The following is a 24,861-nucleotide window of genomic DNA, read 5'->3' as shown; positions in this document are numbered from 1 at the left end:
ACCTGCCGGGGGAGTGGCCGCCCCGGGGCAGCGGTCCGCTGGCCCGGGGCGGTGCGCGACAGTCACCAGGGGGAGCTGGTCACCAGGTGGAGTTCGTCGCCCCGACACCGAGCAGCACCTGGTCGAACTGGTTGCCGTCGTTGTCGTCGGTGTAGCAGACGGCCACCTCGCCCCAGGCCGAACTGGCGATCGCGATCTGCTCCTGACGGCCGGTGGTCGACTGGCTGAACACCTGGGCGGCGAGCCGTCCGGTGCCCGTACCGTCCGGGTTGAGGCCGCGGACCCGGACGTCCGCGTCGGCCGCCTGCACCGTCCAGGCGACCACCACGTTGGCCTGGTCGTCGATGCCGATGCCGGGCGCGACGGCACCGGCACCGGTCGAGGTCTCCACCTCGTTGTGCCGGGCCACCCCGGCGGCGGTGAACGAGCGGGTCCACACCCCACGGGTGCCGGTGTGGTCGGACTCCCAGACGACGCCGAAGTCACCGGCGAAGTTCGCCGCCACGGCCGGCCGGACCTGCTGACCGGCGCTGGTGGCGTTGGCGGTCCGCCGGGAGAGCGTCGCCGCGCCGTTCGCCCTGGCCAGCCGGACCAGACCGATGTTGTAGGAACCGTTGGCGTCGCCGTCCTCGTCCCAGACGACCGTCGCCTCCCCGGAGGCCGACACCGCCACATCCGGCCAGTGGTGCTGGCCGGTGGTCTGGCTCGCCGTCACCTCGTACGCCTTGGTGGTCAGGTTCGTGTAGCCGGCGGCCTTCACCGTCGCCGGCGCGGTGCCCTGGACGTCCTCCCAGACCACGGTGAAGGCCACCCCGGCGGCGTTGTTCGGCACCCCGTCCGGGTCGACGGCCACCTTCGGCGCCAGCTGCTGACCGGCGGCGTCCACGTTGGCCCGCCCGGAGGCGAGCACCGCCCCGGTCGGCGACACCACCCGGTACGGCACGTTGTAGACACCGTTGCCGTCCGGGTCGTCGGACCAGACCACGACCGCGTTGCCCTTGTCGTCCAGCCCCACGTCGGGGCTGATGTGCTTCCAGGCGGCGCCACTGGTCCCGCCGGCCGAGATCTTGGTCTCGTAGACGGCGGCGCCGTTGTTGAACATCCGCAGGTAGATCTCTGAGTGCAGGTTGTCGCCCGGCACGGTGTCGTCCCGGTCGTCCTCCCACACCACCGCGACCCGCCCGTTGCGGTTCGCCGCGATGGCCGGTGTGTCCTGGTCGCCGGTGGCGACGCTGTTCGCCGTGGACCAGGTCACCGGCTCGGCGGCGATGTCGGTCGGTACGGGTGCCGCGAGCAGCGCCGCGACGATCATGGAGGTGATGGCTGACATGTGTTTCTCTTCCTACGCGGGCCGCAGGCCGGGCTGGCCGTCGACGATGACGAACGAGCCGACCGTGGAGACCGGGGCAGCGTGCTCGGTGACCGAGGCCACCGCGCGGAAGTCGGCCCGGACCTGGGTGGGACTGATGGTCGTACGGACGTAGCCCCGCCGGTCCGAGAAGAACTTCAGGTGCGGGTTGTTCGACACGTTCGGGATCGTCGTGCTCGCGGTCCCGTTGCCACCCGAGGAGATCGAGGTGCAGACCAGTTCGGTGCCGATGGTGGCCGAGGCCGGGTTGGCGTAGTCCGCCTTGAGGTCGTTCGCCCACGCCTGGTGCACGTCGCCGGTGAGCACCAGCGGGTTGCGCACGCCCCGGTTCAACCAGCCCTGCTGGATCCGGGAGCGGGAGGCCCGGTAACCGTCCCAGGCGTCCATGTTGGCCGCACCGGCCGAGTTCAGTTGCCGGGCGAAGAAGACCTGCTGGCCGAGGATGTCCCAGGTGCCGTAGTGCTGCGCCAGCCCGTCGAGCAGCCAGGTCTCCTGGGCTGCGCCGGTGAGGCTGCGGGAGGCGAGGTCGGCGTCGGTGGAGACCTTCCACCCGTCGCCACTGGCCTGGTCGTCCCGGAACTGGCGGGTGTCGAGCATGTGGAAGGTGGCGAGCTGACCCCACCGGACCCGCCGGAAGAGCGAGATGGCGTTGCCGCTCGGGGCCGAACTCGGCCGCAACGGCATGTTCTCGTAGTAGGCGCGGTAGGCGGCGGTACGACGAGCGGTCCACTCTGCGGCGGTCAGCGCCGGGCTGCTGTCGGCCCGGACCATGTTCGCGTAGTTGTTCTCCACCTCGTGGTCGTCCGGCACCACCAGCCAGGGCGCTGCCGCGTGCGCCGCCTGCAGGTCCGGGTCGGACTTGTACTGGGCGTAGCGGCGGCGGTAGTCGGCGAGCGACACGATCTCGCTGCCCAGGTGTTCCCGTACCGAGCCGGCGCTCGCCGCGTCCTCGTAGATGTAGTCGCCCAGGTGCAGGACGAGCCCCGGGTTGTCCTCGGCGATCCGGCGGTAGGCGGTGTAGTAGCCCGACTCGTAGTGCGCGCACGAGGCGAAGGCCATCACCAGGTCGCGGCCGAAGGTGCCGACCGCCGGTGCGGTACGGGTCCGCCCGACCGGGGAGATGTGTCCCTGGGCGCGGAACCGGTAGTAGTAGTCGGAGTCGGGAGCGAGCCCGCCTGCCACCACGTGCACCGAGTGGGCGTCGGCGTAGCGGGCGGCGACCGAGCCGGCGGAGACCAGCGAGCTGAACCGCTCGTTGGTCGACACCTGCCACTCGACGGTCACGTCGGCGTTGGCCATGCCGCCCTGCCCGTCCGCGTTGAGCGGCGACGGGGCCAGGCGGGTCCAGAGCACGACGCTGTCGGGCGCCGGCTCACCGGAGGCGACTCCGAGCTTGAACGGGAACGGTACGGCGGCCTGGGCGGTGTGCCAGGGCGCCACCACCGAGCCGGCGGTGGCGAGTCCACCGAGGACGATGGTGCGGCGACTGAGCCTCTTCATGGTCGCTAACCCTGGAGGGCATCCGTGAACGCCCAGGGCCGAGGCGGCGAAACCCCGGTGACGCAGGGGTGGTTACATCAGGGACAGTAGATGTACGAGATCAGGTTGTGCCACTGACCGAGGCGGCGGACGCCACCGTCCGATCAGAACGCGGCGGCGACCGGGACCACGTCGGTGCCGAGCCGCTCGAGTGCGTCCGCCCGTGGCAGTTGCGGCACCGCGCCGATCGCCATGGCAAATCCCAGGCCGTGCAGCCGGCCGAGTTCGTCGATCAGCTCATTGGTCTTCTCGCCGTTGTCGCCGACGTCCATGAGCTGGTAGACCGTCTTCGTGATCTCGTTGTAGTCGCGGCCCACCTTGTCGCAGTGCCGGCGGAGAACGTCGAGCTTGTGCGGCAGTTCGGGCGTGTTGAACAGGTTGCACGCCTGACCGTACTGTGCGACGAGCCGAAGGGTCTTCTTCTCCCCGCCGCCGCCGATCATGATTGGCGGGTGTGGTCTCGTCAACGGCTGCGGGGCGTTCAGGAGACGTGCGGCGTGGATGTGTTTGCCGGCGAACGGGCCATCGTCATCCGACCACATCTGTAGCAGGTACCGGAGTGTCTCCTCCAGCAGCTCGAAACGTTCGGCGAGCGGGGGGAACGGGAATCCGAGCCCACGCGACTCCTCCTCGTTCCAGCCGGCGCCTATCCCGACCATCGCCCGGCCACCGGAGAGCACGTCCAGGGTGGTCAGGATCTTCGCGAGCAGTCCAGCCGGTCGGTGGTGCACGCCGCTGATCAGGGTCAGCAGCGTGGCGCGTTCGGTGTGGCCGGCGAGGAATGCGAGCGTCGTGTACGCCTCCAGCATGTCCTCCTCGGGAGCACCGACGGTGGGGATCTGGAAGAAGTGGTCCATCACCGCGATGTATCCGAAGCCCGCCTGGTCGGCGGTGCGGGCGACGTTCGCCAGGTCGCCGGCGAGTGCGGCCGACCCGCCGGGCCAGGTGAAGGTGGGAATCTGTACTCCGAGCTGCATGCGTCAGGCTCCTTCTGCTCATGGTCGCCAGAAGCACCCGGCAGCGCGAGGCGAACGGTGCTCAATCCGGCTGATTCGTTCCCATCAAACACCGGACCACCGGCGACCGGCGGGGATTCCATCCACCGGCCCGGCGTGTCGTCGTTCTCGGCACTCGCACCCATCACCCGGGCGCCGGGCGCGATGCCATTCGATGGTGACGCCGCGCGGCGGCCGAAGATGTCCCAGCCTCATGCGATGCTCGCGCCGGCCCTGCCCGGGCCGTAGCCGGCACCACGGTAAGGACGGACATGCCCACCGCCGAAGAGCTGATCAGTAGGGCGACGCTTGCCGGACTCGTCCGGGTCCTCACCGCCGCCGAGTCCGGTCGACGCTGGGAGACGGTTGCCGCCACCGCCACCCGCCTCGGCAACCTCACCTTGAGTGAGCGGTCGCAGGCCATCCGTGATGCTCTTCTGCTCGATCTGCCCGACTCGTACGCGTCCTCCGCCGCGATCGTCGACGCCGCCCTGGCCGACCCCGCCTTCACCGGCTGGATGGTCTGGCCGGTGACCGAGGCCGTCGCGGTACGCGCGCTCGGCTCTCCCCGCGACGGTGACTTCGAGGCCGGGCTCGGCCTGCTCGCCGCTCTGACCAGCCGTCTGACCAGTGAGTTCGCCCTACGTACGTTCCTCAACGCCGATCTCGACCGCACCCTGGCGACGGTGGTCGACTGGACCGGGCACCCGGATGAGCACGTACGGCGACTCGCCAGCGAGGGCACCCGTCCCCGGCTGCCGTGGGCCAAGCAGGTCCCGGCGCTGAAGCTGCGCCCCGCCGCGACCGTGCCGATCCTCGACGCGCTCTACCGCGACGAGGTGGAGTACGTGCGACGCTCGGTGGCGAACCACCTCAACGACGTCAGCCGGCTCGCCCCGGAACTCGCCGTCGCCACCGCCGCCCGTTGGTTGGCGCAGCCGGAGCCGAGCACGCCACGCCTGGTCCGGCACGCGATGCGTACCCTGGTCAAGGCCGCCGACCCCGGCGCCATGTCCCTGCTCGGGTTCCCACCGGTCGCCGACGTGGCGGTGAGCGGACCGCACCTGGCCGAGACCTCGGTCGGGCTCGGCGGCGAACTCGCCTTCGAACTCGTCGTCGCCAACAAGGGCACACAGGACGCCAACCTGGTGATCGACTACGTCGTGCACCACCGGAAGGCGAACGGCGCGTTGGTGCCGAAGGTCTTCAAGTTGACCACCCGGGTCCTGGCTCCGGGGCAACAACTCACGATCACCCGACGGCACTCCTTCAAACCGATCAGCACCCGCCGCTACTACCCCGGCGAACACGCGATCGAAGTCCAGGTCAACGGCGTCCGCTCCGGAATCGCCAGCTTCGACCTCGGCTGACCGGGTCGCCCGACCCGCCGGTCGCCCCGCCCGGGGCAGGTCGACACCCGGCCTGCTGGCCGGAACGGCTACCGCTTCGCCGGAGCGTCCGCCGGGACCTCGTCGTCGACCTCGGACGGGTCGGCGGCCCGGGGACGCAGCCGGACCTTGGTGATCGCATGACCGGTGATCTCGACCACCTGCGCACTGAACGCGGGCACCTCGACCGTCTCGCCGGGAGCTGTCGGGATGTGGCCGAGGCGGGCGAGCAGGAGCCCGGCGATCGTGGTGTAGTCGCCGTCGTCGGCCTCGTCGAGATCGAGTCCGATGTCGGGCAGGTCGTGGATGGGGAAGGTGCCGGAGAGCAGCATCGTCCCGCCGGGTTCGCGTACGACGGCCTGGACGTCCCGGTCGGTCTCGTCGTAGATCTCGCCGACGATCTCCTCGATCAGGTCCTCCATGGTCACGATCCCGTCGATCGAACCGCGCTCGTCCACGACCAGCGCGAACTGCTGTCGTTGCTGGCGCATCTGCCGGATCGCGTCGGTGACGCCGAGGGTCTCCGGCATGAACATCGGCTCGGAGACGTGGTCACCGACCACCCCGCTGCCGTCGAGCAGGTCGCGCAGGTGCACCACCCCGACGACGTTGTCCAGACCGGCGCGGGTGACCACGGGGGCCCGGGAGTGCCCGGAGGCGGCGAGCTGGTGCAGCGCGTCGGCGGTGGACAGGTCGGTCCGGAGCGCCACGACCTCGCCCCGGGGCACCAGGATCTCCCGCAGGATCCGGTCGGCCACCTCGAACGCGCCACTGATGATCGTCCGGTGTTCGGCGGTCAGGCTCGGCTGGGCGGCGACCATGTCCCGTAGTTCCTCGGCGGTGACCTCCTCCCTGCCCCCGTCCGGGTCGGCGCCGGTCAGCCGTACGACCGTGTTCGTGGCCCGGCTGAGCAACCACACCGCCGGCCGGGAGAAGGTGGAGAGCATGTCCAGCGGGCGGGCCACCAGCAACGCCCAGCCCTCGGTGCGCTGCATCGCGATCCGCTTCGGGGCCAGCTCGCCGAAGACCAGGGTGACGAAGGTCAGCAGGATGGTCACCAGCACGATCGACACCGGTTCGGCCGCCGAGCCGAGCCAGCCCAGTGGTTCGACCAGGGGCGCGGAGAGAGACACGGCCGCGGCGGCCGAGGCGAGGAAACCGGCCAGCGTGATGCCGATCTGGATGGTGGCCAGGAACCGGTTCGGCTCCCGCGCCAGCCGGGCCAGCACCCGCCCGGTACGTGACCCGCGCTCCAGCCGTTGCAGTTGGCTCTCCCGCAGTGACACCAACGCCATCTCGCTGCCCGAGAAAACCGCGTTGACCAGCACCAGTACCGCTACCAGCGCTACCTGGAGCCCGTATCCACCCACGCCGCGACGCCTTCCCTCACTGACCGGTCGGAGCCACCAACCTACCCGGCGCGATCGATGTGTCCGACCGACCGCTGATCGTTTCCGGCCCCACGCCCAGATGGTGCGTCGACGGACTTCTGCTCGCCCTTCCGTCGCGGGGCCACACTGGGAGCAGACGGCCCACCGGGTGGGCGGAACCACCCGGCAGACAAGAAGGGAAGGGACCGACATGGAGATCGGCGGCATCTTCACCGCAATCATCATCGGCCTCGTCATCGGTGCTCTCGGACGTCTCGTCGTACCGGGCAAGCAGAGCATTCCGATCTGGCTCACCCTGGTCATCGGCATCCTCGCCGCCCTGCTCGGCACCATCGTCGCCGGTGCCCTGGACGTCGCCGACACCCGAGGTGTCGACTGGATCGAACTCGCCCTCCAGGTTGGTCTCGCCGCCGTCGGGGTCTCGATCGCCGCCGGTGCGTACGGCCGCCGTACGCCGTGACCATTTCGGCCGTACGCCCTCGGTGCCGTCCGCAGCGCTCGCGCTAACGCCGGGAGCGACGGGAGCGGCGGAGGCGGAACCGGAGGGCCCGCCACACGGTGCCCGGTCGGGCTAGCGCGTACGGATGCTCGGCCATCGTGGTCACCCTGGCCAGCCGTTCGTCGATCACCTCGTCGGTCATCGAGCCCTCGAGAAGCAGTTCGCTGAACCACTTGATCAGCCGGTATCCGGGCGGGTACGGGCCGAGGACATGCGGTAGTGCGAGGTCGGCGAAGGTGGAGACCTGCCAGGCCGCGTCGACGATCACCCGTACCTGTGCGAAGTAGGCCCGCGCGGGCTCGGTGTGCGGTGCCGGGCCGGAGCGCAGGTACGCCGAGAGGCAGGAGGCGTGCAACGCGGCCGACGTCATGCCCTGCCCGTAGATCGGGTTGAACGAGGCGACCGCGTCTCCGGCCGCGACCAGCCCGGCCGGAAGCCGGTCCAGCTCGTGGAAGTCGCGGCGTCGGCTGTCCGCCTGGTGGTAGGTGGCCACTTCGCCGATCATCTGGCCGTTCTCGGCGATCTCCCGGAACTCGGCGGGGAAGTGGTCGCGGCATCGGGCGATGAAGTCGTCCGCGTCGCGGCGGGGACGGTCGTCGTCGTACCCGGCGACCAGCATCAGCCAGCGGTCGCCCTCGACCGAGTTGATCCCTCCGATGCGGGGGATCCGTCCGTCGCCGGGTGTGGTCTGCGCGATCGCCATCCAGGCGTCGCTGACCTGTTCGTCCCGCTTGAACAGTGCGGTGGCGTAGTTCAGTTTGATCGGTATCCGACGCATCGGTGGCCGGGGCCATCCGTTCTCCTCGAGCCAGTCACCGAGCCGGCTTGAGCGCCCCATCGCGTCGACCACCAGGTCGCTGGCGACGGTGACGGGTTCGTCGGCACCGTCGGGGAGGTACCGGACGCCGGACACCCGGTCGCGGTCGAGGATCACACCGTCCGCGCGGCCGGGCACGAGCGTGACGTTTCCGATCGCCAGGGTCCGGCGGCGCACCAGTGCCTCGAGGAAGGGGCGGGTGGTGATGAGGCCCGGCACCTGCGGCCGGGACATCGGCGCGGTACGCCGTACGCCGTTGATGAAGACCCGGCCGGTGCCGCTGGTCGGCCGTGGCGCACCCGCGTCGAAAGCCTGCTGGGTGAAGCCGGGGAACCACCGTTCGAGTTGCGCCTGCCCCGCCGCCAGCAGCGCGTGGACCTGACTGCCCTGCGGTACGCCGGGACGTGGCCCAAGCCCGACGTCGGTGGTGTCCCGCTCGATCACGAGCACCTCGTCGGCGTGGTCGCTGAGCACCCGGGCGGCCAGCAGGCCGGCGATGCTCCCACCGAGGACCACCGCCCGGCGCATGATGATCCGGGTGTCGGTGGGCTGTTGCGCCGTGGCCAGCTCGGCGAAGCGCTGTGACGCAGAGGGCGGCATGGGGCACTCCTTTTTCGATCAGGAAATGATCACCACGGTTGCCGGCCTCCGTTGGCCAGTGTCACCATCTCGGTCACAGAGTGTCGCGAGCTGACTGCGCAGTGGAATCAGCCGGAGACTATCACTGGCTGAACGTCCAGGCCACGAGTTGACGGTCGCGACGCTCTGTTGTGGAGGCGGAAACGCTGACCGGTTCCTGATTGACAACGGCACCCCATAGGCGTACGGCTAGCCACCTCCATCGCTCTCGCACTCCGCCCGGTGTTGATCCGGCAGACGGCATCGCCTGCCGTGATCAAGCGAGCGGTTGCAGTAGACGAGGTGACGACGGCGTTGGTTGTCCTCGGGTGAGACCGTGACCTCCCCGAAGTCCAGTTGGGGCAGGTGGGAGAGGGAGCGGCGGAGCGCCTCCACCAGGGCGGTGGCCCGGTCGCGGGTGGTGAGCAGGGTGGGAAGGTGGATCACCCAATGTGGGTCGGTCATCGCGGTCCCCGGTTGGTGTGGAACGGCCACTGCGGGTCGGAGAAGCGACAGCCGATGTGCCGGGTCTGCCACTGACGCAGCCCCTGCTTGGCGCGTTCGGCGTCGGCCCGGGCGTTGGCCAGGTCCCGGTGCAGACTGTCCAGTTCGTCGGCTACCCGATGCAGGTAGGCATGCACTTCGGCCGGGTCGAGCCCGCGCCAGCGGGTGCCGAAGGCTTCGGCCCGTACGTGGTGGGAGTGGAGCCGGGCGTCGGCCGCCGGGTAGATCACCAGGTATCCCTTCCCGACTTCGAGATGACGTGCGGCACGACCGTTCCTCCCCTTCTCGGCGGTGTTCGTGGGTCACCCGGGCGGCACCGAGGCGGGCGGGGTCGTTCGTCACCGAGGGGGTGATGACGACCGGCGGCCCAGCACCCGCCCCGGGCCCGACCAGGACCGGCCGCCGCGTCATGCGCCGGCCGGGGTGCAGCAAGACCCGTCACGGGTCCACGCGGTACGCCCCACAGAGGCGACCAGCCTCGGCGAGGAACTCATCCAGTTCGGCCCGGGTCAGGTCCTCGTCGGCGAGCAGTCCGAGCAGCAACACCGACTCGACGGTGACGACCTGCGCCGCACCGGCGATCGGCGCGTGCGCCTCTCCGAGCGCGGCTCGGATCAGCACCACACCGAGCGCGTCATCCTCGGCGGACAGCGCGTAGTGGATCCGCGCCCCGGTAACGAACCTGGTCACCGACGCGTCATCCCAGCCGGACCGGAACCGCCGCCCGACCGCGAGCAGGAGAGCGGCGGCGAGGAACCTCGCGTACGTCTCAAGCTGTCCTTGCCGGTCGAGCCGGGTCAGGCAGCGTTGGTAGCCGACCAGGTCGCCACGGGCCAACAGCCGCACCGCCCGCCCACAGGTCGCCGGCGTCGCTTCGCCGTGTGCGCCCTGCTCCGCGGCTCGGTTCGTCGCTCGCCAATGGCGACGCAGTGCCGCTGTCCAGAGCCGGTGCGCCCATGACGCTTCGCGGGCGGCGGGCACCGGCACCGCGTACAGATCGGGATAGACCTCGAAGACCAGCCGGCCCGCCGTCACCGCGCCGGCCATGATCTCGCCAGCCGGCGGTCGGGTCCGTGGCAGCAGGCCGGCCAGCCGCGTCGCCCGCTCTGGCTCCGGATCAACCCCCAACAACCCCGTCGCGTACGCGGACAGCGCCGCCGATCCGTGGTTCAGCCGAACCGTCAACCGGTCCAGGCGTACGACCGCCAGCTCCCACTGCCCGGCCGCCGCCTGCACCGCCGGGTCAACCGGCTCGATCTCCAACAGCCGCGACCGGGCCTGCTCGACCTGCTCGCGTAACCGCCCCACCCGCGTCGCTACCGTGTCGACGCCGGCCTGAGCAGTGGTCAACACCGCCGCCAGCTCGGCGACCGTGGCGAGCGGGCTTGCTCCCGGCACCCGCCGCAGCTCACCTATGCCGGCGCTCAACGCCCGCTCGGCCTGGTCGATCAGTGCCAACGCCTCGACCCAGCACCGATCCGCCCGTGCCGGCAACGGATGCCGCGAACCCGCCGTCACCGTCGCCGCCTGATCGACCGCAGCGGCAACCAGGAAGTACCCCTCCCGCAACTCGTCCAGCACCTCACCCACCTCACGCACCCCCGTCACCACCCCATCCACCCCCCTCGCCGCCGCGTGTATCTGCCTTGATCGTCAGTTGCTCTGCCTCCCGCCACGCCGGAGTAACTACGGCAGAGCAACTGACGATCGTGGAGCCCCGTAGCACACGAGGGGGAGCGGTGGGGGCTTTCCACAAGGGGCGCGGGGCTCCACAGGTGGGCGGGGCGGGTTGCGCCACTTTCTGCCGCTCCGCACGGTCGTGGGCGTGAACCCGGTACTCCGATCCCTGGTCGATCTCGGCGACGGGCTGGTGATGCGGCGGTTGGCCCAGCAGGTCGTGTCGCGGCAGATCCTGGACTCGGCGGCCAGGTCTGGACGGCTCCGCCGAGTACTGCCCGGGGTCTACGTCGACGCGGGTCTGCTCGACGCCACTGGCGACCTGGTGACTCGTGACAGCACCGACGCGCTCGGCCGTCTCGATGCCGAACTGCGTCGCCGGGCGGTGATCGCGTACGCGGACGGGCGCGGCGCGTTGAGCCACCTCAGCGCGCTCGACGTATGGGGGTTGTGTCGACAACCGGGCACCGAACCGCAGCACCTGAGCGTCCCGGAGCACACCGGGCTGCGCAGCCGGACGGGATTGGTGGTCCACCAACGACTCGGTCTTGTCATCGCTTCGCCGCAGGTGCTGTCGCGCCGGGGTCTGCCGGTCACCCGGATCGAGCAGTCCCTGGTCGACGCGTGGCCGTTGCTGCCGCCGGTCGACCGGCCGGCACCACTCATCCGGGCGGTCAACGACCGTCTCACCACGCCGCGACGGGTTGCCGCCGCGCTGCGCATCGCGCCGAAGCTCGCCGGGTGTGCCGAGTTGCGGCGGCTGATCGACCTGCTCGCGGCCGGTTGTCGCAGCGCGTTGGAAATCTGGGGACATGATCACGTGTTCACCGGCCGGGACCTGCCCCCTTTGCAACGCCAGGTACGCGTCCAGGTGGCCCGCCGAACCTTCTACCTCGACGTGTACGCCGAGCGGGAACGGGTCAATTTCGAACTTGATGGTGCGGCCAGCCACGCCGACCCTCGTCAACGTGAGATCGATCTGCGCCGGGACGCAGCCCTGGCCACCCTCGGCATCCTGGTGGTCCGGTACGCGCACCGCAGGCTGGTGCGGGAAACCGCCGAGGTACGCCGCGAGATACGTGTCATCCTGGCCAGCCGCCGCCCACCCACCTGAGCTCAATGTGATTGCCGTCCTCACCCAATCCTCCCGATCCATGTGCCGTGCCGGCTGAGCTTGGAGTGCGGGCCGCCGTAGGTCGGTTTCGAAAGGTGGTCGAGACGGGCGATGTACCTGCCCCGACCACAAACCTGAGCCGGTCTCGTTGCCACGCGAGAAGCGACTCACCTCAACTCTAACGACTAAGCCGTGTAAGTCAACCGTTGGTTGTTGCCGAAGGGCGGCTCGTGATCGAATGGCTGTGCCACGCGAGGAGTGCCATGCCGATCACGCCCGACTACATCCGGATCGCCGACGAGATCATCGGCGCGGTCAAAGCCAAGAAGCTCAAGCCGGAGGACAAACTGCCGTCAATCGCCCAGCTGGCCGCGCAGTATGGCGTTGGCACGTCGACCATTCAGATGGTCTACGTACGGCTGGAGGCGCTGCGGGTAATCAGGCGTCACCAGGGCAAGGGAATCTTCATCACCGACCCGGCGACCTGGCTCGGCGAGTTCTGATCGGGCGTGATTCCGCGCTAGATACTCCGGAGGTAACTCCGGACATCGTCCTTGGCGAGGCGCAGCAGTGTGCGGGCCTCATCGATCGCCGTCCGGCTGCCGCTCATCCGGGCATTGACGTGGTGTGTCGCTTCGGAACGGCCACCGGCCAACAACAACATGATCCAACCGGCCGTGTTTTGAAGATGCTCAATCACTCCGGTTAGCTCGTGGTGAGCTCGGTCGATCTCGGCCAGCACCTGATCGAGTTCGCTCTTTACCGCTCCGGCGCTGACGACCCCGCTGCGGCTCGCATACCCGCCTCGGGGTCGGTGTGTCGCTGCACGAGATGCCCGTCGCATGGTCCGTGACGCGCGCCCGGCACCCCGTGCGGGTTCGCCCGATTCCCGCGTGCTCCCGTCGGTGTCTTGCCGCGCCTCCCGCTTGCTCCGACGCTCCTTGAGCGTGTCGAACGCGGCGACAACGGCCGACTTGCCGACAGCGCCCACGGTTGCGCCGAGGACCATGCCGGCTCCTGAGGCGATCGTTGAATTCACCGGCAGTCCCTGCCGAGCCGCCGCCGCACCAGCAGCCAGACCGACGGCGGCGCCACCCCACTCGCTGAGCTTCTCCAGGAACTTGCCAAGCCCTTCCTTGGAGAACTCGTATTTCCAGGTGCGCCGGTAGGTTGATTCGACCACTTCCCGGCGATTGTGTCGACGGCGATAGTTCATAGCCGAACGACGGGGTCTAGGAAGGCACACTGTGTGGAGATCATCATGGGCAGGTTGAGGGCCAACTCCCGAGCAACTCCCTCGGGCGTCAGACCGACCGGTTCCTCATCGAGTTCCAGTTCCTCTGTGTCTCCCGCTGCCAGGTATGTCGAGGCCTTCCAGAGGTCGGAGTGGAGGAACGAGAACGCCCACATCACGTATGCGGTGTTGTGTACGGCGACCAGTGGTGTGCCCATGCGGCCCATGCGATGGAACTCGGGCTCCTCCGCGGTCGTACCCATGCCCTCGGCGGTGGGGAAGAGTCGGTAGCGGCTGAACAACTCCTGTAGCGGACCCTCGGGGTCGAACTCCAACAGCAGACCGCGATCCACCAGACTCGTCACCAGGCGCTCGGCGTCCGGCTGCGGCGTTGGTGCGGTCAGCAGGCTGCGTACCAGGTGGTCCCGGGTCACTCTTAACTTGGCGTGCCCCGCCACATCCAGAAACGCCGAGCCGTAGACGGTGAACTCGTCCAGGTCCAGTTCGATCATGTCACCGCCGAGATGGACCTCGTAGAACTCCGGTTCAGGGTCGGCCGGTCGGACGTACCGGTGCTGCGGCCCCAGGCTGAATCCCACCGGGACGATGACGCGCGGCATGCTCTCCCCTTCGCGCTGGCGTGACGTCGACCATACCGAAGCGCGCGAATCCGTACCGTCTCGAAACCAGTAGATACGTACTGGGTGAGGACACGGCGGCCGGCGTCAGCCGGACAGGGGCTGGCGCACGCGGGCGAATGATCCCGGTTACCCTCCTTGGCCATGAGAGGTTGGCGCTCATGAGGGGGCGGCGTCTGCTCGCCGCGGTGACCGGGGTCGTACTCGCCGCTACGGCCCTTCCGGTGAGCGCGTCCGCCGTCGCGACGGCCGTTCCGGTGAGCGCGGTCGGTGTCGCACCGACCAGCTCGGCCACGGTGGCACCGAGCACACCGCCGGTGCCCTGCCCGGTGCCCACGCCACCGGTGCCGCGTCCGACGTCACCGCCACGTCCGAAACCGCCCGCCGACGACCCGGTGAAGCGCGCCGTCGGAGGTCCGGAACTCGCCACGTCCGGCCTGGTCGTCGCGCCCGGCTCGGCCAGGCCGCCGGCGGTGAGCGCGACGTCGTGGCTGGTCGCCGACCTGGACACGGGTGCTGTTCTCGGTGGCTGCGGCCCGCACGAGTACGGCACCCCGGCGAGCGTGCAGAAGCTCCTGCTGACCGCCACGGTGCTGCCGAAGCTCGACCCGAAGCAGGTCGTCACCGTGACCCGCAAGGACCTCGACTTCGAACAGGGCAGCTCGGCCGTCGGCCTACTGCTCAACGGCCGCTACTCGATCGAGACCCTCTGGCTCGGGCTGCTGCTGAACTCGGGCAACGACGCGGCGAACGTACTCGCCCGTCTGGCCGGTGGGGACGCCGGTGTCGCCGGCACCCTGGAGGCGATGAATGAGCGGGCACGGGAGCTCGGCGCCCTGCAGACCCACGCGGTGACACCCTCCGGCCTTGACGCTCCCGGGCAGTTCACCAGCGCGTACGACCTGGCGCTGATCGCCCGCGCCTGCTTCGCCGAGGAGACGTTCGTCCGGTACGAGCAGACCGAACGTGCTCAGATTCCCGCGCAGCCGCCCAAGAAGGGCTTCCAGATCCAGAACGACAACCAGCTCCTGTTCAACTACCGGGGCGCGATCGGTGGCAAGACCGGCTTCACCGATCTGGCCCGACACACGTACGTCGGGGCGGCCGAGCGCGACGGTCGACGGCTGGTCGTGACCCTGCTCGGCGCCGAGGCGAGACCGCTGCGGGGCTGGCAGCAGGGTGCGGCGCTGCTCGACTGGGGGTTCGCTCTGCCCCGGGAGACCTCGGTCGGTCGACTTGTCGATCCGGGTGAGGCGACGGCAACCCCGTCGCCGTCCCCGGCCTCGACCCGGCGCGGTGGCGCGTCGACGACCAGGGCCACCGCCCGGAGCACTCCGTGGTGGTCCGGGGTGTCACCGACGACCGGTGTCGGGCTCGGTGCGGCTCTCGCCGTCGCGGCGGTGGTGACGGTGGTGGCCCTGCTGGTGTCGCGTCAGCGTGGTCCGCAGCGCCCGGTCGGCCGGCGTCGACGTCGCCGGCAGGGGATCTTCGACGGCTGACCGGTCGGTCGGCGCCGGGTCACCGCTGGACGGGCCGGCGTACAAATCGGTTGTCCGTACCTGGCCGTGGCGTTACCGTCCGGCCGTGCTGATCCGAGAGTATGCCGAGGTCGACTGGGTTCAGGTATGGCCGATCGTGCGGGAGGTCGTCCGAGCGGAGGAGACGTTTCCGTACGACCCCGGGATGAGCGAGGAGCAGTCACGGGGGATGTGGGTCGAGGCAGCGCCGGGCCTGACCGTGGTGGCGGTGGACGGGAACCAGGTGCTGGGCACCGCCAAGATGGGAACGAACCGGCCCGGACCGGGATCGCACGTCGCGACCGCCAGTTTCATGGTCGCGGCCGACGTACGGGGACAGGGGGTCGGCACCGCCCTCTGCCGCTACGCGCTCGACTGGGCCAGAGCACGTGGGTACGCCGGAATGCAGTTCAACGCGGTCGTCGAGTCGAACACCACCGCCGTCGAGTTGTACCGCCACCACGGCTTCGAGGTGCTCGGCACCGTCCCCGGCGCGTTCGCGCACCCGACCCTGGGTCGGGTCGGCCTGCACCTGATGTACCACGCGTTCTGACCGGTCACACCGCGGGTACGCTTCATCGGCCCGACCGCATCCGCCTGGAGATTGCTGCCTTGTCCGCGTCACACCCCGAGCATGTCCGCCCCGACCTGCGGGCCGACTGCGAAAACTGCTTCGGGCTCTGCTGCGTCGGGCCGGCCTTCGCCGCCTCGGCGGACTTCGCGATCGACAAGTTGGCCGGACACGCCTGCCCGAACCTGGACCAGGACTTCCGCTGTGGCATCCACCGCGACCTGCGGCAACAGGGATTCGCCGGGTGCACCGTCTTCGACTGTCTCGGCGCTGGGCAGAAGGTGGCCCAGGTCACCTACCGGGGCGAGGACTGGCGACGGGCCCCGGAGACGGCGAACCAGATGTTCGACGTCTTCACCGTCATGCGGCAGCTGCACGAACTGCTCTGGTATCTGACCGAGGCGCTCGACCTGGAACCGGCCCGGGTGATCCGCCCCGAGCTCGGTGTCGCACTCGAACGGACCGAGAGCCTCACCCGCCTCAGCCCCGAGGACCTGCTCGAACTCGACGTGGCGGCGTACCGGCGGGAGGTGAACGAGCTGTTGCTGCGCACGAGCGAGCTGGTGCGGGGCAGCGCCGGTGGCCGAGGGCTCGACCGCCGGGGAGCAGATCTGATCGGCGCCCGGCTGCGTGGTGCCGACCTGCGCGGTGCGAACCTGCGGGGCGCGTACCTGATCGGCGCCGACCTCTCCGGTGCCGATCTCCGGCTGGCCGACCTTCTCGGCGCCGACCTCCGGGCGACCAACCTGCGCGGCGCCGACCTGCGCGGCAGCATCTTCCTCACCCAGTTCGGGGTCAACGCGGCAACCGGCGACGGGGACACGCGACTGCCGGCGGCGCTCGTCCGGCCGACGCACTGGATGGTGCCGGGGCCGCCACCGGGACGGGCGACGATCCCGATCCGCCGGCAGCCCCGCGCACGCAAGCGGTGATCACGTTTCAGCAAACGGACCCAGCACGGATCAGACGGTGAAGAGGAGCCGTGACCGGCGCCGCATCAACGTCAGCGCGATCGCCCCGGCACCGATCAACGTCACCGCGATGGCGAACAGGGTGCCCGCCGGCACACCGGTGACCGGCAGCCCGGCGTAGACGTACCGGAAGGTGACGCCGTTGGAGGTGCCGGCCGGGGTGGTCACCGTGACGGTGGCGTCTCCCTTCGCGCAGGCCGGAGCGATGAAGGTCAGCGACAGCCCGTTCGGATTCACCGCGACGGCGCCGCCGGAAACGGTTCGATTGCAGATCGTGACGGTCGTCTGGCCCGGTACGAACCCGCTGCCGGTCACCGTCACGGTCGTACCGCCCGAGGTCGGGCCCTGGTCCGGGGCGATTGCGGCGATGAGCGGCGCGGCGAGGAGGTAGGTGAAGTTCGGTGCGGCCGTGGTGCCGGCCGGGAAGACGAGGTTGACCGTGGCCGGGCCGGCACCGTTCGGCGGCGTCGACACGGTGATCGTGGTCGCGGCCGGGTTCAGTGTGAACCCGGTTCCCGGGATCCCGTCGAAGGTCACTCCGGTAGCGCCCTGGAAACCCGTACCGGTGAGGGTGACCAAGGTGCCACCCGAGGTCGGACCGGACGGCGGAACCAGGTTCGTCACGGTCGCGTCACTGCCATCGGCGAGATATGTGTACGTCAACGGTGCGGCGGCACCGCTCGTCGTACCGACCACCACCGACGCTGGGCCGACCGCCCCGACCGGAGCGGTCGCGGTCAACGACGTACCGCCGGGTGCGATGACCACATTGGTAGCCGCGACGCCGTCGAAGGTTACCGTCGTGTCCGCCGGAACGAAGTTGGTCCCGGTGATCGTCACCTGCTGCCCACCGGACTGCGGTCCGGAGTCGGGATCGATCGCCGTCGCAGTTGGCGCCGGCGCGGCCACTGCCCGCTCGCAGCTCGCCCGGGCGAGGGTAACCGTGCCCACGTTGGCGAAGTACGCCACGTCCGGACTGACGTCGCCCGAGATCCTGACCCTGAGGAGTATGGCGGTGGTGGTGGCCCCGCTCGCGTTCACGGTCTCGACCTTGTCCAGGTCGACGTCGAGCACCGCGTGTATCAGCCCGGGCACCACGATCCCGGCGTAACCGAAGTTCGGGTATGGCGGCGGGATGACGGGCGCCCCGAGCAACTCCGCGTCGGTCAGTTGGGTGTCGGCGGTCTGAGCCCCGACGGCCGGGCAGGTCACCTGCGCGGCGATCGCGTCAGCGGTGAGCACCGTGACTCCCATGATGCTGAGCGAGAAATTCTCGATCTCGGATGAGGCGGACGAGATGCCCGGGTCACGGGTGGCACTGACGCTCGCCGTGCCGCTGGCGACCACATTGAGCGCGCCCGGCAGGCTGATCGCCAGCGCCGTGTCGGAGTCGGTGCCACCGCCGGGCGGTGCGGTGACGTTGCCGATCGTGGCGTTCGCGGCGACCAGCGGGTCGCCGGAAACATCGGCGTCGAGGTCTACCACCACTGCGGTGGCGCTCGCGTCGCCGGGTGCTGCGAGCGCGGGCGACGCTGTCCCCACCGTTGCCACCCCCGCTACCGCGAGGGCCAGCGCTGCGGCGGAGGTGGTCTGCCAGATGGGACGCACGTCCTCGCCTCGTTTCAAGATCATATTGGTGTCTCCCTCGGCAATCGAGGAATCTGCCCAAACCTGACCTTTGTAACGAAGTGCGGGATGCTCAGTTACTTACCGCCAGATGGGCGTTCCCTGGTAGCGGGAAGCGGGCATCTAATAGTCGAAATTTTTCTAGGTTCCGATGGATTCTTTCAGGCATCGGGACTAATCTATCGCTCAACACATCGCCGAAACATGACCGCAACACCCGCACAGCGGGGGGTGGACGCGGTCCTCGTCGAAGACCCGATGCGGGCACCGCCATGGCACCACGGTCTCGCCGAGCCGATGGCGCCTGTCCCGGTACCGCCACCGGGAAAGGAGACCCCGAATGTTCCGGTCCCACCACCGCTCCCCGCACCCACCGACACCACGAAGACTCGTCCGGACGCTGGCCGGGCTGACCGCCGCCGTGACCGCCACGGTCACCGCCCTCGGCGCCGTCGCCCCGCCCGCCGTCGCAGCGCCGTCGCAGGCCGCCCCGGCGGCCCAGGCCAAGTCGCCGGCCCAGGCGCCCGAGCGCACCGGAAACAGCCGAAACGCCCCCGCCGCCCAGGACGCGCAGGCCGCCGCGGCGTACGCGGTGCTGGTCTTCTCCAAGACGGCCGGCTTCCGCCACGACTCGATCCCGGCCGGCATCACCGCGATCCAGCAACTCGGTGCCGCGAACGACTTCACCGTCGACGCGACCGAGGACGCCACCGCATTCACCGACGCGAACCTGTCCCGCTACCGGGCCGTCATCTGGCTCTCCACCACCGGGGACGTACTCGACCCGACCCAGCAGGCGGCGTTCGAGCGCTACATCCGGGCCGGTGGCGGCTACGTCGGCATCCACGCCGCCGCCGACACCGAGTACGACTGGTCCTGGTACGGCAACCTGGTCGGTGCGTACTTCGCCTCGCACCCGGCCAACCAGCAGGCGACCGTCAAGGTCGAGGACCCGGGCCACCCGTCCACCGCCACGCTGCCGGCCCGCTGGAGCCGGTTCGACGAGTGGTACAACTTCCGGACCAATCCGCGCGGCTCGGCACACGTACTCGCCAGCCTCGACGAGTCGACCTACACCCCGGGGTCCGGCGCGATGGGCGCGGACCACCCGACCGCCTGGTGCAAGACGTACGACGGGGGCCGGTCCTGGTACACCGGCGGCGGCCACACGAACGAGTCGTACGCCGACGCGCAGTTCCGGGCCCACCTGCTCGGCGGCATCCAGACGGCGGCCGGGGTGGTCGCGGCCGACTGCGGCGCGTCGCAGACCAGCAGTTTCGAGAAGGTGACCCTCGACAGCTCCACCAACAACCCGATGGAGCTGGACATCGCGCCCGACGGCCGGGTGTTCTACCTGGAACGCGACGGCCGGCTGCGGATCATCAAGCCGGACACCCAGACCACGGTCACCGCCGCCACGCTGAACGTCTTCACCGGCAACGAGGACGGGCTGCTCGGCCTCACCCTCGACCCGAACTTCGCCACCAACCGCTGGGTCTATCTGTACTACTCGCCGAACGGTGGGGCGGCACGCAACCTGCTCTCCCGGTTCACCATGAACGGCGACACCCTCGACCTGGCCAGCGAGCGGATCCTGTTACAGGTCGACACCCAACGCAACACCTGCTGCCACTCCGGCGGCACCATGACCTTCGACAGCGCGGGCAACCTCTACCTCGCCACCGGCGACAACACGAACCCGTTCGAGTCCGGTGGTTACTCGCCGTTGGACGAGCGCGCCGGGCGCCAGGACTTCGACGCCCAGCGCAGCTCCGGTAACACCAACGACCTGCGCGGCAAGGTGATCCGGATCCGTCCCGAGGCGAACGGCACCTACACCGTGCCGGCCGGCAACCTCTTCGCGCCGGGCACCGCGCAGACCCGTCCGGAGATCTACGCGATGGGCTTCCGGAACCCGTTCCGGATCGGTGTCGACCCGGAGACGAACGCCCTCTACGTGGCCGACTACGGACCGGACGCTGGGCAGGCGAACGCCGATCGGGGCCCCGGCAACACGGTGGAGTGGAACATCGTCGGCCAGGCCGGCAACTACGGCTGGCCGTACTGCGTCGGGCGCAACGTCGCGTACCGGGACTACACCTTCCCGAACGGACCGAGCGGCCCGGCGTTCAACTGCGCCGCCCCGGTCAACAACTCGCCGAACAACACCGGCCTGACCAACCTGCCCCCGGTGGTCCCGGCCACGGTCGACTACGACTACGACGCCAACCCGCTCTTCCCCGAACTCGGCGGTGGCGGCGCCCCGATGGCCGGGCCGGTCTACCGGTACGACCCGGGCCTCGCCTCGGCCCGCAAGTGGCCGGCCTACTACGACGGCAAGGCGATCTTCGGCGAGTGGAACCAGTCGAAGATGTACACGATGCAGGTCAGCGCCGACGGCCGGTCGTTGGTCGACATCAACCCGCTGCTCACCGGTATGTCGACGGTACGGCCGATGGACTTCGACTTCGGGCCGGACGGCGCGCTGTACCTGATCGAGTGGGGGAGTGGCTTCGGCGGTAACAACGACGACTCGGGCGTCTACCGGATCGACTACCGGGCCGTCGACCCGGCGCCGATCGCCGCCGCGACCGGGCAACCGGTCAGTGGGCGGGCACCGCTCACCGTACAGTTCAGCAGCGCCGGTTCGCGCGACCCGGAGGGGCAGCCGATCACGTACGCGTGGCGCTTCGGTGACGGCGGCACCTCGACCCAGGCGAACCCGAGCCACACGTACACCGGCAACGGCAACTTCACCGCCCAGCTGACGGTGACGGACCCCGGCGGGCGCAGCGCGGTGGCGAACGTACCGGTCACGGTCGGCAACACCGCGCCGGTGGTGACCCTGAGCCCGCCGCCGAACGGCGGGTTCTTCGACTGGGGCGCCCAGGTCAACTACACGGTGAACGTCACCGACCCGGACGGCGGCACGATCGACTGTTCCCGGGTGGTGCTGCAGTACCTGCTCGGACACGACGAGCACGCCCACCCGTTGCAGCAGAAGACGGGCTGCTCGGGCAGCATCCAGACCTCGTTGGACAGCGGACACGGCGGCGACGCGAACATCTTCGCCGTACTCGAGGCGACCTACACCGACCTCGGCGGACCCGGCGGCGCGGCGCCGCTGACCGGCCGGTCGCTGGTGCAGTTGCAGCCGAAGCGCAAGCAGGCGGAGTACTTCACCACCACCGGCCGGGTCGCCGGCGCACCGACCGGCGGCACGCCGGGCGTGCAGCGGGAAACCACCAGTGACCCGCAGGGCGGCTTCCAGAACATCGCCTTCGTCGAGAACGGCGACTGGTGGTCGTACTCGCCGACCAACCTCACCGGTATCCAGTCGCTGCGGTTGCGGGCCGCCTCCGGCAGTTCCGGCGGCACAGTGGAGGTCCGCAGCGGATCGGCGACCGGCACACTGCTCGGCTCGGTGACCGTACCGGGCACCGGCGGATGGCAGACCTACACCGACCTGACCGTGCCGTTGGCCGCCAGCACCAGCACCGGGGCGCTCTACTTCGTGGCGAAGGCGGCGGCGGGCACCCCGGCGGGAACCGCCCTGGTCAACGTCAACTGGGTGGACTTCATCGGACCGGGCGTCGGCGGCAACACCCCGCCGCAGGTGACGGCGTCGGCGACACCGACCTCGGGCAGCGCACCACTGCTGGTGACCTTCACCGGCAACGCCACCGACGCCGAGGGCGACAACCCGCTCAGCTACGCCTGGGACTTCGGCGACGGCGGCACGGCGAACACCGCCAATGCCACCCACACGTACGCCAGCGCCGGTACCTTCACCGCGACGCTGACCGTCACCGACTCCCGTGGTGCGCGTGGCACCGCCACGGTCGTGGTCACCGCCACCGGTGGTCCGACACCCACCGGCTCGTCGAACGTGCACCTGTTCTACTACCCGTGGTACGGCAGTCCGACCGGCCCGAACGGCGGCTGGCGGCACTGGCAGCAGGGTGGGCGCACCCCGCCGAACGACGTCGGCGCGGACTTCTACCCGACCCTGGGCGCGTACGACTCGGGTGATCCGGCGGTGCTCACGCAGCACATGAACTGGGTGAAGCAGTCCGGTGCGAACGTGCTCGTCTACAGCTGGTGGGGCCAGGGCTCGTACGAGGACAACCTGGTCAACACGGTGATGAACGCGGCGGCCCAGCAGGGCATCAAGATCGCCTGGCACCTGGAGCCGTACGCCGGGCGCACCGCCGCCTCGACGGTCGCCGACATCAACTACATCAACACCCGGTACGGCAACCACCCGGCGTTCTACCGGGCGGCGGACCAGGGCAACCGCCCGGCGTTCTATGTCTTCGAGAGCCTGCTGATCCCAGACTGGTCGGCGTTGGCGCAGGTCAACGCGAACAACATCATCCTGGCCCAGACCACCGACACCTCGAAGATCGCCAACTTCTCCGGCATGTACACCTACGACGCGATCGCCGCCGCGACCGCGCCGGGCTGGGCGAACGCCAGCGCGTACGCCAAGGCCAACGGGCTGATCTGGGCCCCGTCGATCGGCCCCGGCTACATCGACGACCGGGCCGTGCCCGGCAACACCACCCCCACCCTGGCCCGCAACAACGGCGCCACCTACGACCAGGTGTGGAACAACGCCCTCGGTACGGCAACCGGCGGACTGCCGACCTGGGTGTCGATCACCTCGTTCAACGAGTGGCACGAGGGCTCCACCCTCGAACCCGCCCGGAGCACCCCGCCGGCCGGCTTCAACTACCAGACCTTCTCCGGCGCGTACGGGCGCACCGGGGCGTCGGCGGAGACCGCCTACCTCGACCGGACCGCGTACTGGGCGGCCGAGTTCGAACGGCGGCGCGCCGGCACCGGCGGTGGTCTGGTGGCCCAGCCGACCAGCCTCAGCTTCGGCGCGCAGAACGTCAACACCAGCAGCGCCGCCCAGGCGGTGACGATCCGCAACACCGGCACCGCCGCGGTGGCCCTCACCGGCGTGGTCACCGGCGGTGACTTCAGCCAGACCAACACCTGCGGCTCGTCGCTCGCGGCCGGCGCCACCTGCACGGTCAACGTGACGTTCCGGCCGACCGCCGCAGGGGCCCGCAGTGGCTCGCTGACGGTGACCCCGGCGACCGGCAGCGTCCTGACGGTGCCGTTGGCCGGCACCGGCGTCACCCCGTCGAGCAACCTGGCGGCGGGCCGGCCGGTCACCGCGACCAGCACCAACCAGGGGTACGGGCCGGGCAACACGGTCGACGGCAACGTGTCGAGTTACTGGGAGAGCGCGAACAACGCGTTCCCGCAGTCGCTCACGGTCGACCTCGGTACGTCGGCGACGGTCAACCGGGCGGTGCTCAAACTGCCGGCGAACTGGGAGACCCGCAACCAGACGCTCTCGGTGCTCGGTTCCACCGACGGTACGACGTACACGACGGTGCTCGGCGCGGCCAGTTACACCTTCAACCCGGCCAGTGCCAACACCGTCACCCTCAACCTGCCGGCCGGGGCCCGCCGCTACCTGCGGTTGACCTTCACCGGCAACAGCGGCTGGCCGGCGGCGCAGCTCGCCGAGTTCGAGGTGTACGCCGGCAGCGGCACCGGGGGACCGGCGCTGAGCCTCTCACCCGGCTCGCTGTCGTTCGGCAGCCGTACGGTCGGATCACCCAGCCCGGCGTCGGCGGTCACGGTGACCAACGCCGGTACGGCCGCGGCGAACCTCACCGGCGTCTCGGTGACCGGGGACTTCGCGCAGTCGCACAACTGCGGGTCGAGCCTGGCGGCCGGGGCGACCTGCACGGTCAACGTGACGTTCACGCCCACCGCGTCCGGGGCCCGTACGGGCACCCTGTCGGTGGTCTCGAACGCACCCGGCAGCCCGCACACGGTGGCGCTGTCGGGCACCGGCACCTCCACCAACACCAACCTGGCGGCGGGCCGGCCGATCACCGCGACCAGCACCAACCAGTCGTACGGGCCGGGCAACGCGGTCGACGGCAACGCGTCGAGTTACTGGGAGAGCGCGAACAACGCGTTCCCGCAGTCGCTCACGGTCGACCTCGGCACCGCGACGACGGTATCCCGCCTGGTACTCAAGCTGCCGCCGCAGGCCGACTGGCAGACCCGTACCCAGACCCTGTCGGTGCTCGGCTCCACCAACGGGTCGACCTACGCGACCGTGGTCGGTTCAGCCGGATACTCGTTCAACCCGGCCACCGGCAACACCGTGACCATCACCTTCCAGGGCACGTCGCAGCGCTACCTGCGACTGACCTTCACCGGCAACACGGGCTGGCCGGCCGGTCAGCTCTCCGAGTTCGAGGCGTACGCCTCCTGATCCGGCACCACCGCTGAGCCGTTGTGGCCGTCTGCTAGCCCGCCAGGGGCAGTAGGCGGCCACAGCCTTCCCGGTGCCGGCGG

General features: G+C 69.9%; 19 protein-coding genes. 8 read left to right on the top strand and 11 right to left on the bottom strand.

Annotated elements, in window-relative coordinates:
• Positions 1-79: 79 nt before the first annotated feature.
• From BDK92_RS02530 to BDK92_RS02520, 3 genes are all read right to left on the bottom strand, one after another.
• The gene (locus BDK92_RS02530; RefSeq protein ID WP_121154207.1) at positions 80-1,330 is read right to left on the bottom strand and encodes a hypothetical protein; all 1,251 of its coding nucleotides are present in this window, start codon (positions 1,328-1,330) and stop codon (positions 80-82) included.
• Positions 1,331-1,342: 12 nt separating this feature from the next.
• Positions 1,343-2,869: an alkaline phosphatase D family protein gene (locus BDK92_RS02525; RefSeq protein WP_121154205.1), complete on the bottom strand. Its 1,527-nt coding sequence runs from the start codon at positions 2,867-2,869 to the stop codon at positions 1,343-1,345.
• Positions 2,870-3,012: 143 nt separating this feature from the next.
• Positions 3,013-3,885, bottom strand: coding sequence for an LLM class F420-dependent oxidoreductase (locus BDK92_RS02520; RefSeq protein ID WP_121154203.1), 873 nt, complete (start codon positions 3,883-3,885; stop codon positions 3,013-3,015).
• Positions 3,886-4,175: 290 nt separating this feature from the next.
• Here BDK92_RS02520 and BDK92_RS02515 point away from each other — a divergent pair, with 290 nt between their 5' ends.
• Complete coding sequence (locus BDK92_RS02515; RefSeq protein ID WP_121154201.1) at positions 4,176-5,273, top strand: DNA alkylation repair protein; 1,098 nt, start codon at positions 4,176-4,178, stop codon at positions 5,271-5,273.
• A gap of 68 nt (positions 5,274-5,341) precedes the next feature.
• Here BDK92_RS02515 and BDK92_RS02510 read toward each other — a convergent pair whose 3' ends face one another.
• Positions 5,342-6,661 (bottom strand): hemolysin family protein, encoded by a 1,320-nt coding sequence (locus tag BDK92_RS02510; RefSeq protein WP_246016749.1) that lies wholly within the window; start codon positions 6,659-6,661, stop codon positions 5,342-5,344.
• Between the two features lie 211 nt (positions 6,662-6,872).
• Between BDK92_RS02510 and BDK92_RS02505 the strand changes: the two genes are divergently transcribed.
• Entirely contained in the window at positions 6,873-7,142 is a 270-nt protein-coding gene (locus BDK92_RS02505) for a GlsB/YeaQ/YmgE family stress response membrane protein (protein ID WP_121154199.1), read from the top strand.
• Between the two features lie 43 nt (positions 7,143-7,185).
• Here BDK92_RS02505 and BDK92_RS02500 read toward each other — a convergent pair whose 3' ends face one another.
• The 4 genes from BDK92_RS02500 to BDK92_RS02485 all read right to left on the bottom strand — a co-directional run bounded on the left by BDK92_RS02500 (position 7,186) and on the right by BDK92_RS02485 (position 10,728).
• Positions 7,186-8,598: an FAD-dependent oxidoreductase gene (locus tag BDK92_RS02500; protein WP_121154197.1), complete on the bottom strand. Its 1,413-nt coding sequence runs from the start codon at positions 8,596-8,598 to the stop codon at positions 7,186-7,188.
• 228 nt (positions 8,599-8,826) lie between these two features.
• The gene (locus BDK92_RS02495; RefSeq protein ID WP_211349027.1) at positions 8,827-9,081 is read right to left on the bottom strand and encodes a hypothetical protein; all 255 of its coding nucleotides are present in this window, start codon (positions 9,079-9,081) and stop codon (positions 8,827-8,829) included.
• Complete coding sequence (locus BDK92_RS02490; protein WP_121154195.1) at positions 9,078-9,350, bottom strand: DivIVA domain-containing protein; 273 nt, start codon at positions 9,348-9,350, stop codon at positions 9,078-9,080. The genes BDK92_RS02495 and BDK92_RS02490 overlap by 4 nt, the downstream gene beginning before the upstream one ends.
• A gap of 208 nt (positions 9,351-9,558) precedes the next feature.
• A complete protein-coding gene (locus BDK92_RS02485) occupies positions 9,559-10,728 on the bottom strand; it encodes a hypothetical protein (protein ID WP_147456887.1) in 1,170 nt (389 codons plus the stop codon).
• A gap of 217 nt (positions 10,729-10,945) precedes the next feature.
• Here BDK92_RS02485 and BDK92_RS02480 point away from each other — a divergent pair, with 217 nt between their 5' ends.
• Positions 10,946-11,911 (top strand): DUF559 domain-containing protein, encoded by a 966-nt coding sequence (locus BDK92_RS02480; protein WP_121161524.1) that lies wholly within the window; start codon positions 10,946-10,948, stop codon positions 11,909-11,911.
• A 263-nt stretch (positions 11,912-12,174) separates the two neighbouring features.
• On the top strand, positions 12,175-12,414 hold the full coding sequence (locus tag BDK92_RS02475) for a winged helix-turn-helix domain-containing protein (protein WP_121154191.1): 240 nt from the start codon (positions 12,175-12,177) through the stop codon (positions 12,412-12,414).
• Between the two features lie 17 nt (positions 12,415-12,431).
• Here the strand turns inward: BDK92_RS02475 and BDK92_RS02470 are convergent, their stop codons facing one another.
• A complete protein-coding gene (locus BDK92_RS02470; RefSeq protein WP_147456886.1) occupies positions 12,432-13,127 on the bottom strand; it encodes a hypothetical protein in 696 nt (231 codons plus the stop codon).
• Positions 13,124-13,765, bottom strand: coding sequence for a hypothetical protein (locus BDK92_RS02465; RefSeq protein ID WP_121154187.1), 642 nt, complete (start codon positions 13,763-13,765; stop codon positions 13,124-13,126). Before BDK92_RS02465 ends, BDK92_RS02470 begins: the two co-directional genes overlap by 4 nt.
• A 179-nt stretch (positions 13,766-13,944) precedes the next feature.
• On the opposite strand from BDK92_RS02465, the gene BDK92_RS02460 reads away from it, so the two are divergent.
• From BDK92_RS02460 to BDK92_RS02450, 3 genes are all read left to right on the top strand, one after another.
• Entirely contained in the window at positions 13,945-15,282 is a 1,338-nt protein-coding gene (locus BDK92_RS02460) for a D-alanyl-D-alanine carboxypeptidase family protein (RefSeq protein WP_121154185.1), read from the top strand.
• A gap of 85 nt (positions 15,283-15,367) precedes the next feature.
• A complete protein-coding gene (locus tag BDK92_RS02455; protein ID WP_121161522.1) occupies positions 15,368-15,853 on the top strand; it encodes a GNAT family N-acetyltransferase in 486 nt (161 codons plus the stop codon).
• Between the two features lie 59 nt (positions 15,854-15,912).
• Positions 15,913-16,803 carry a pentapeptide repeat-containing protein gene (locus BDK92_RS02450; RefSeq protein WP_211349025.1) on the top strand — a complete coding sequence of 297 codons (891 nt, stop codon included), beginning with the start codon at positions 15,913-15,915 and terminating at the stop codon, positions 16,801-16,803.
• Between the two features lie 30 nt (positions 16,804-16,833).
• Here the strand turns inward: BDK92_RS02450 and BDK92_RS02445 are convergent, their stop codons facing one another.
• A complete protein-coding gene (locus tag BDK92_RS02445) occupies positions 16,834-18,474 on the bottom strand; it encodes an IPT/TIG domain-containing protein (protein ID WP_121154183.1) in 1,641 nt (546 codons plus the stop codon).
• Between the two features lie 334 nt (positions 18,475-18,808).
• On the opposite strand from BDK92_RS02445, the gene BDK92_RS39535 reads away from it, so the two are divergent.
• Positions 18,809-24,778 carry a ThuA domain-containing protein gene (locus tag BDK92_RS39535; protein ID WP_121154181.1) on the top strand — a complete coding sequence of 1,990 codons (5,970 nt, stop codon included), beginning with the start codon at positions 18,809-18,811 and terminating at the stop codon, positions 24,776-24,778.
• Positions 24,779-24,861 lie beyond the last annotated feature (83 nt).

Origin of the sequence: Micromonospora pisi (assembly GCF_003633685.1) — a bacterium.
GTDB lineage: Bacteria > Actinomycetota > Actinomycetes > Mycobacteriales > Micromonosporaceae > Micromonospora_G > Micromonospora_G pisi.
The sequence above is the reverse complement of the archived record's forward strand: the minus strand, read 5'-3'. Positions and strand labels throughout refer to the sequence as shown.

Excerpts from the sequence above, each read along its gene's own strand:
- BDK92_RS02505 (WP_121154199.1), top strand. The coding sequence starts at position 6,873 with ATGGAGATCGGCGGCATCTTCACCGCAATCATCATCGGCCTCGTCATC.
- BDK92_RS02525 (WP_121154205.1), bottom strand. The coding sequence starts at position 2,869 with ATGAAGAGGCTCAGTCGCCGCACCATCGTCCTCGGTGGACTCGCCACC.
- BDK92_RS02475 (WP_121154191.1), top strand. The coding sequence starts at position 12,175 with ATGCCGATCACGCCCGACTACATCCGGATCGCCGACGAGATCATCGGC.
- BDK92_RS02445 (WP_121154183.1), bottom strand. The coding sequence starts at position 18,474 with ATGATCTTGAAACGAGGCGAGGACGTGCGTCCCATCTGGCAGACCACC.
- BDK92_RS02465 (WP_121154187.1), bottom strand. The coding sequence starts at position 13,765 with ATGCCGCGCGTCATCGTCCCGGTGGGATTCAGCCTGGGGCCGCAGCAC.
- BDK92_RS02500 (WP_121154197.1), bottom strand. The coding sequence starts at position 8,598 with ATGCCGCCCTCTGCGTCACAGCGCTTCGCCGAGCTGGCCACGGCGCAA.
- BDK92_RS02530 (WP_121154207.1), bottom strand. The coding sequence starts at position 1,330 with ATGTCAGCCATCACCTCCATGATCGTCGCGGCGCTGCTCGCGGCACCC.
- BDK92_RS02515 (WP_121154201.1), top strand. The coding sequence starts at position 4,176 with ATGCCCACCGCCGAAGAGCTGATCAGTAGGGCGACGCTTGCCGGACTC.
- BDK92_RS39535 (WP_121154181.1), top strand. The coding sequence starts at position 18,809 with ATGTTCCGGTCCCACCACCGCTCCCCGCACCCACCGACACCACGAAGA.
- BDK92_RS02520 (WP_121154203.1), bottom strand. The coding sequence starts at position 3,885 with ATGCAGCTCGGAGTACAGATTCCCACCTTCACCTGGCCCGGCGGGTCG.
- BDK92_RS02495 (WP_211349027.1), bottom strand. The coding sequence starts at position 9,081 with ATGACCGACCCACATTGGGTGATCCACCTTCCCACCCTGCTCACCACC.
- BDK92_RS02460 (WP_121154185.1), top strand. The coding sequence starts at position 13,945 with ATGAGGGGGCGGCGTCTGCTCGCCGCGGTGACCGGGGTCGTACTCGCC.
- BDK92_RS02470 (WP_147456886.1), bottom strand. The coding sequence starts at position 13,127 with ATGAACTATCGCCGTCGACACAATCGCCGGGAAGTGGTCGAATCAACC.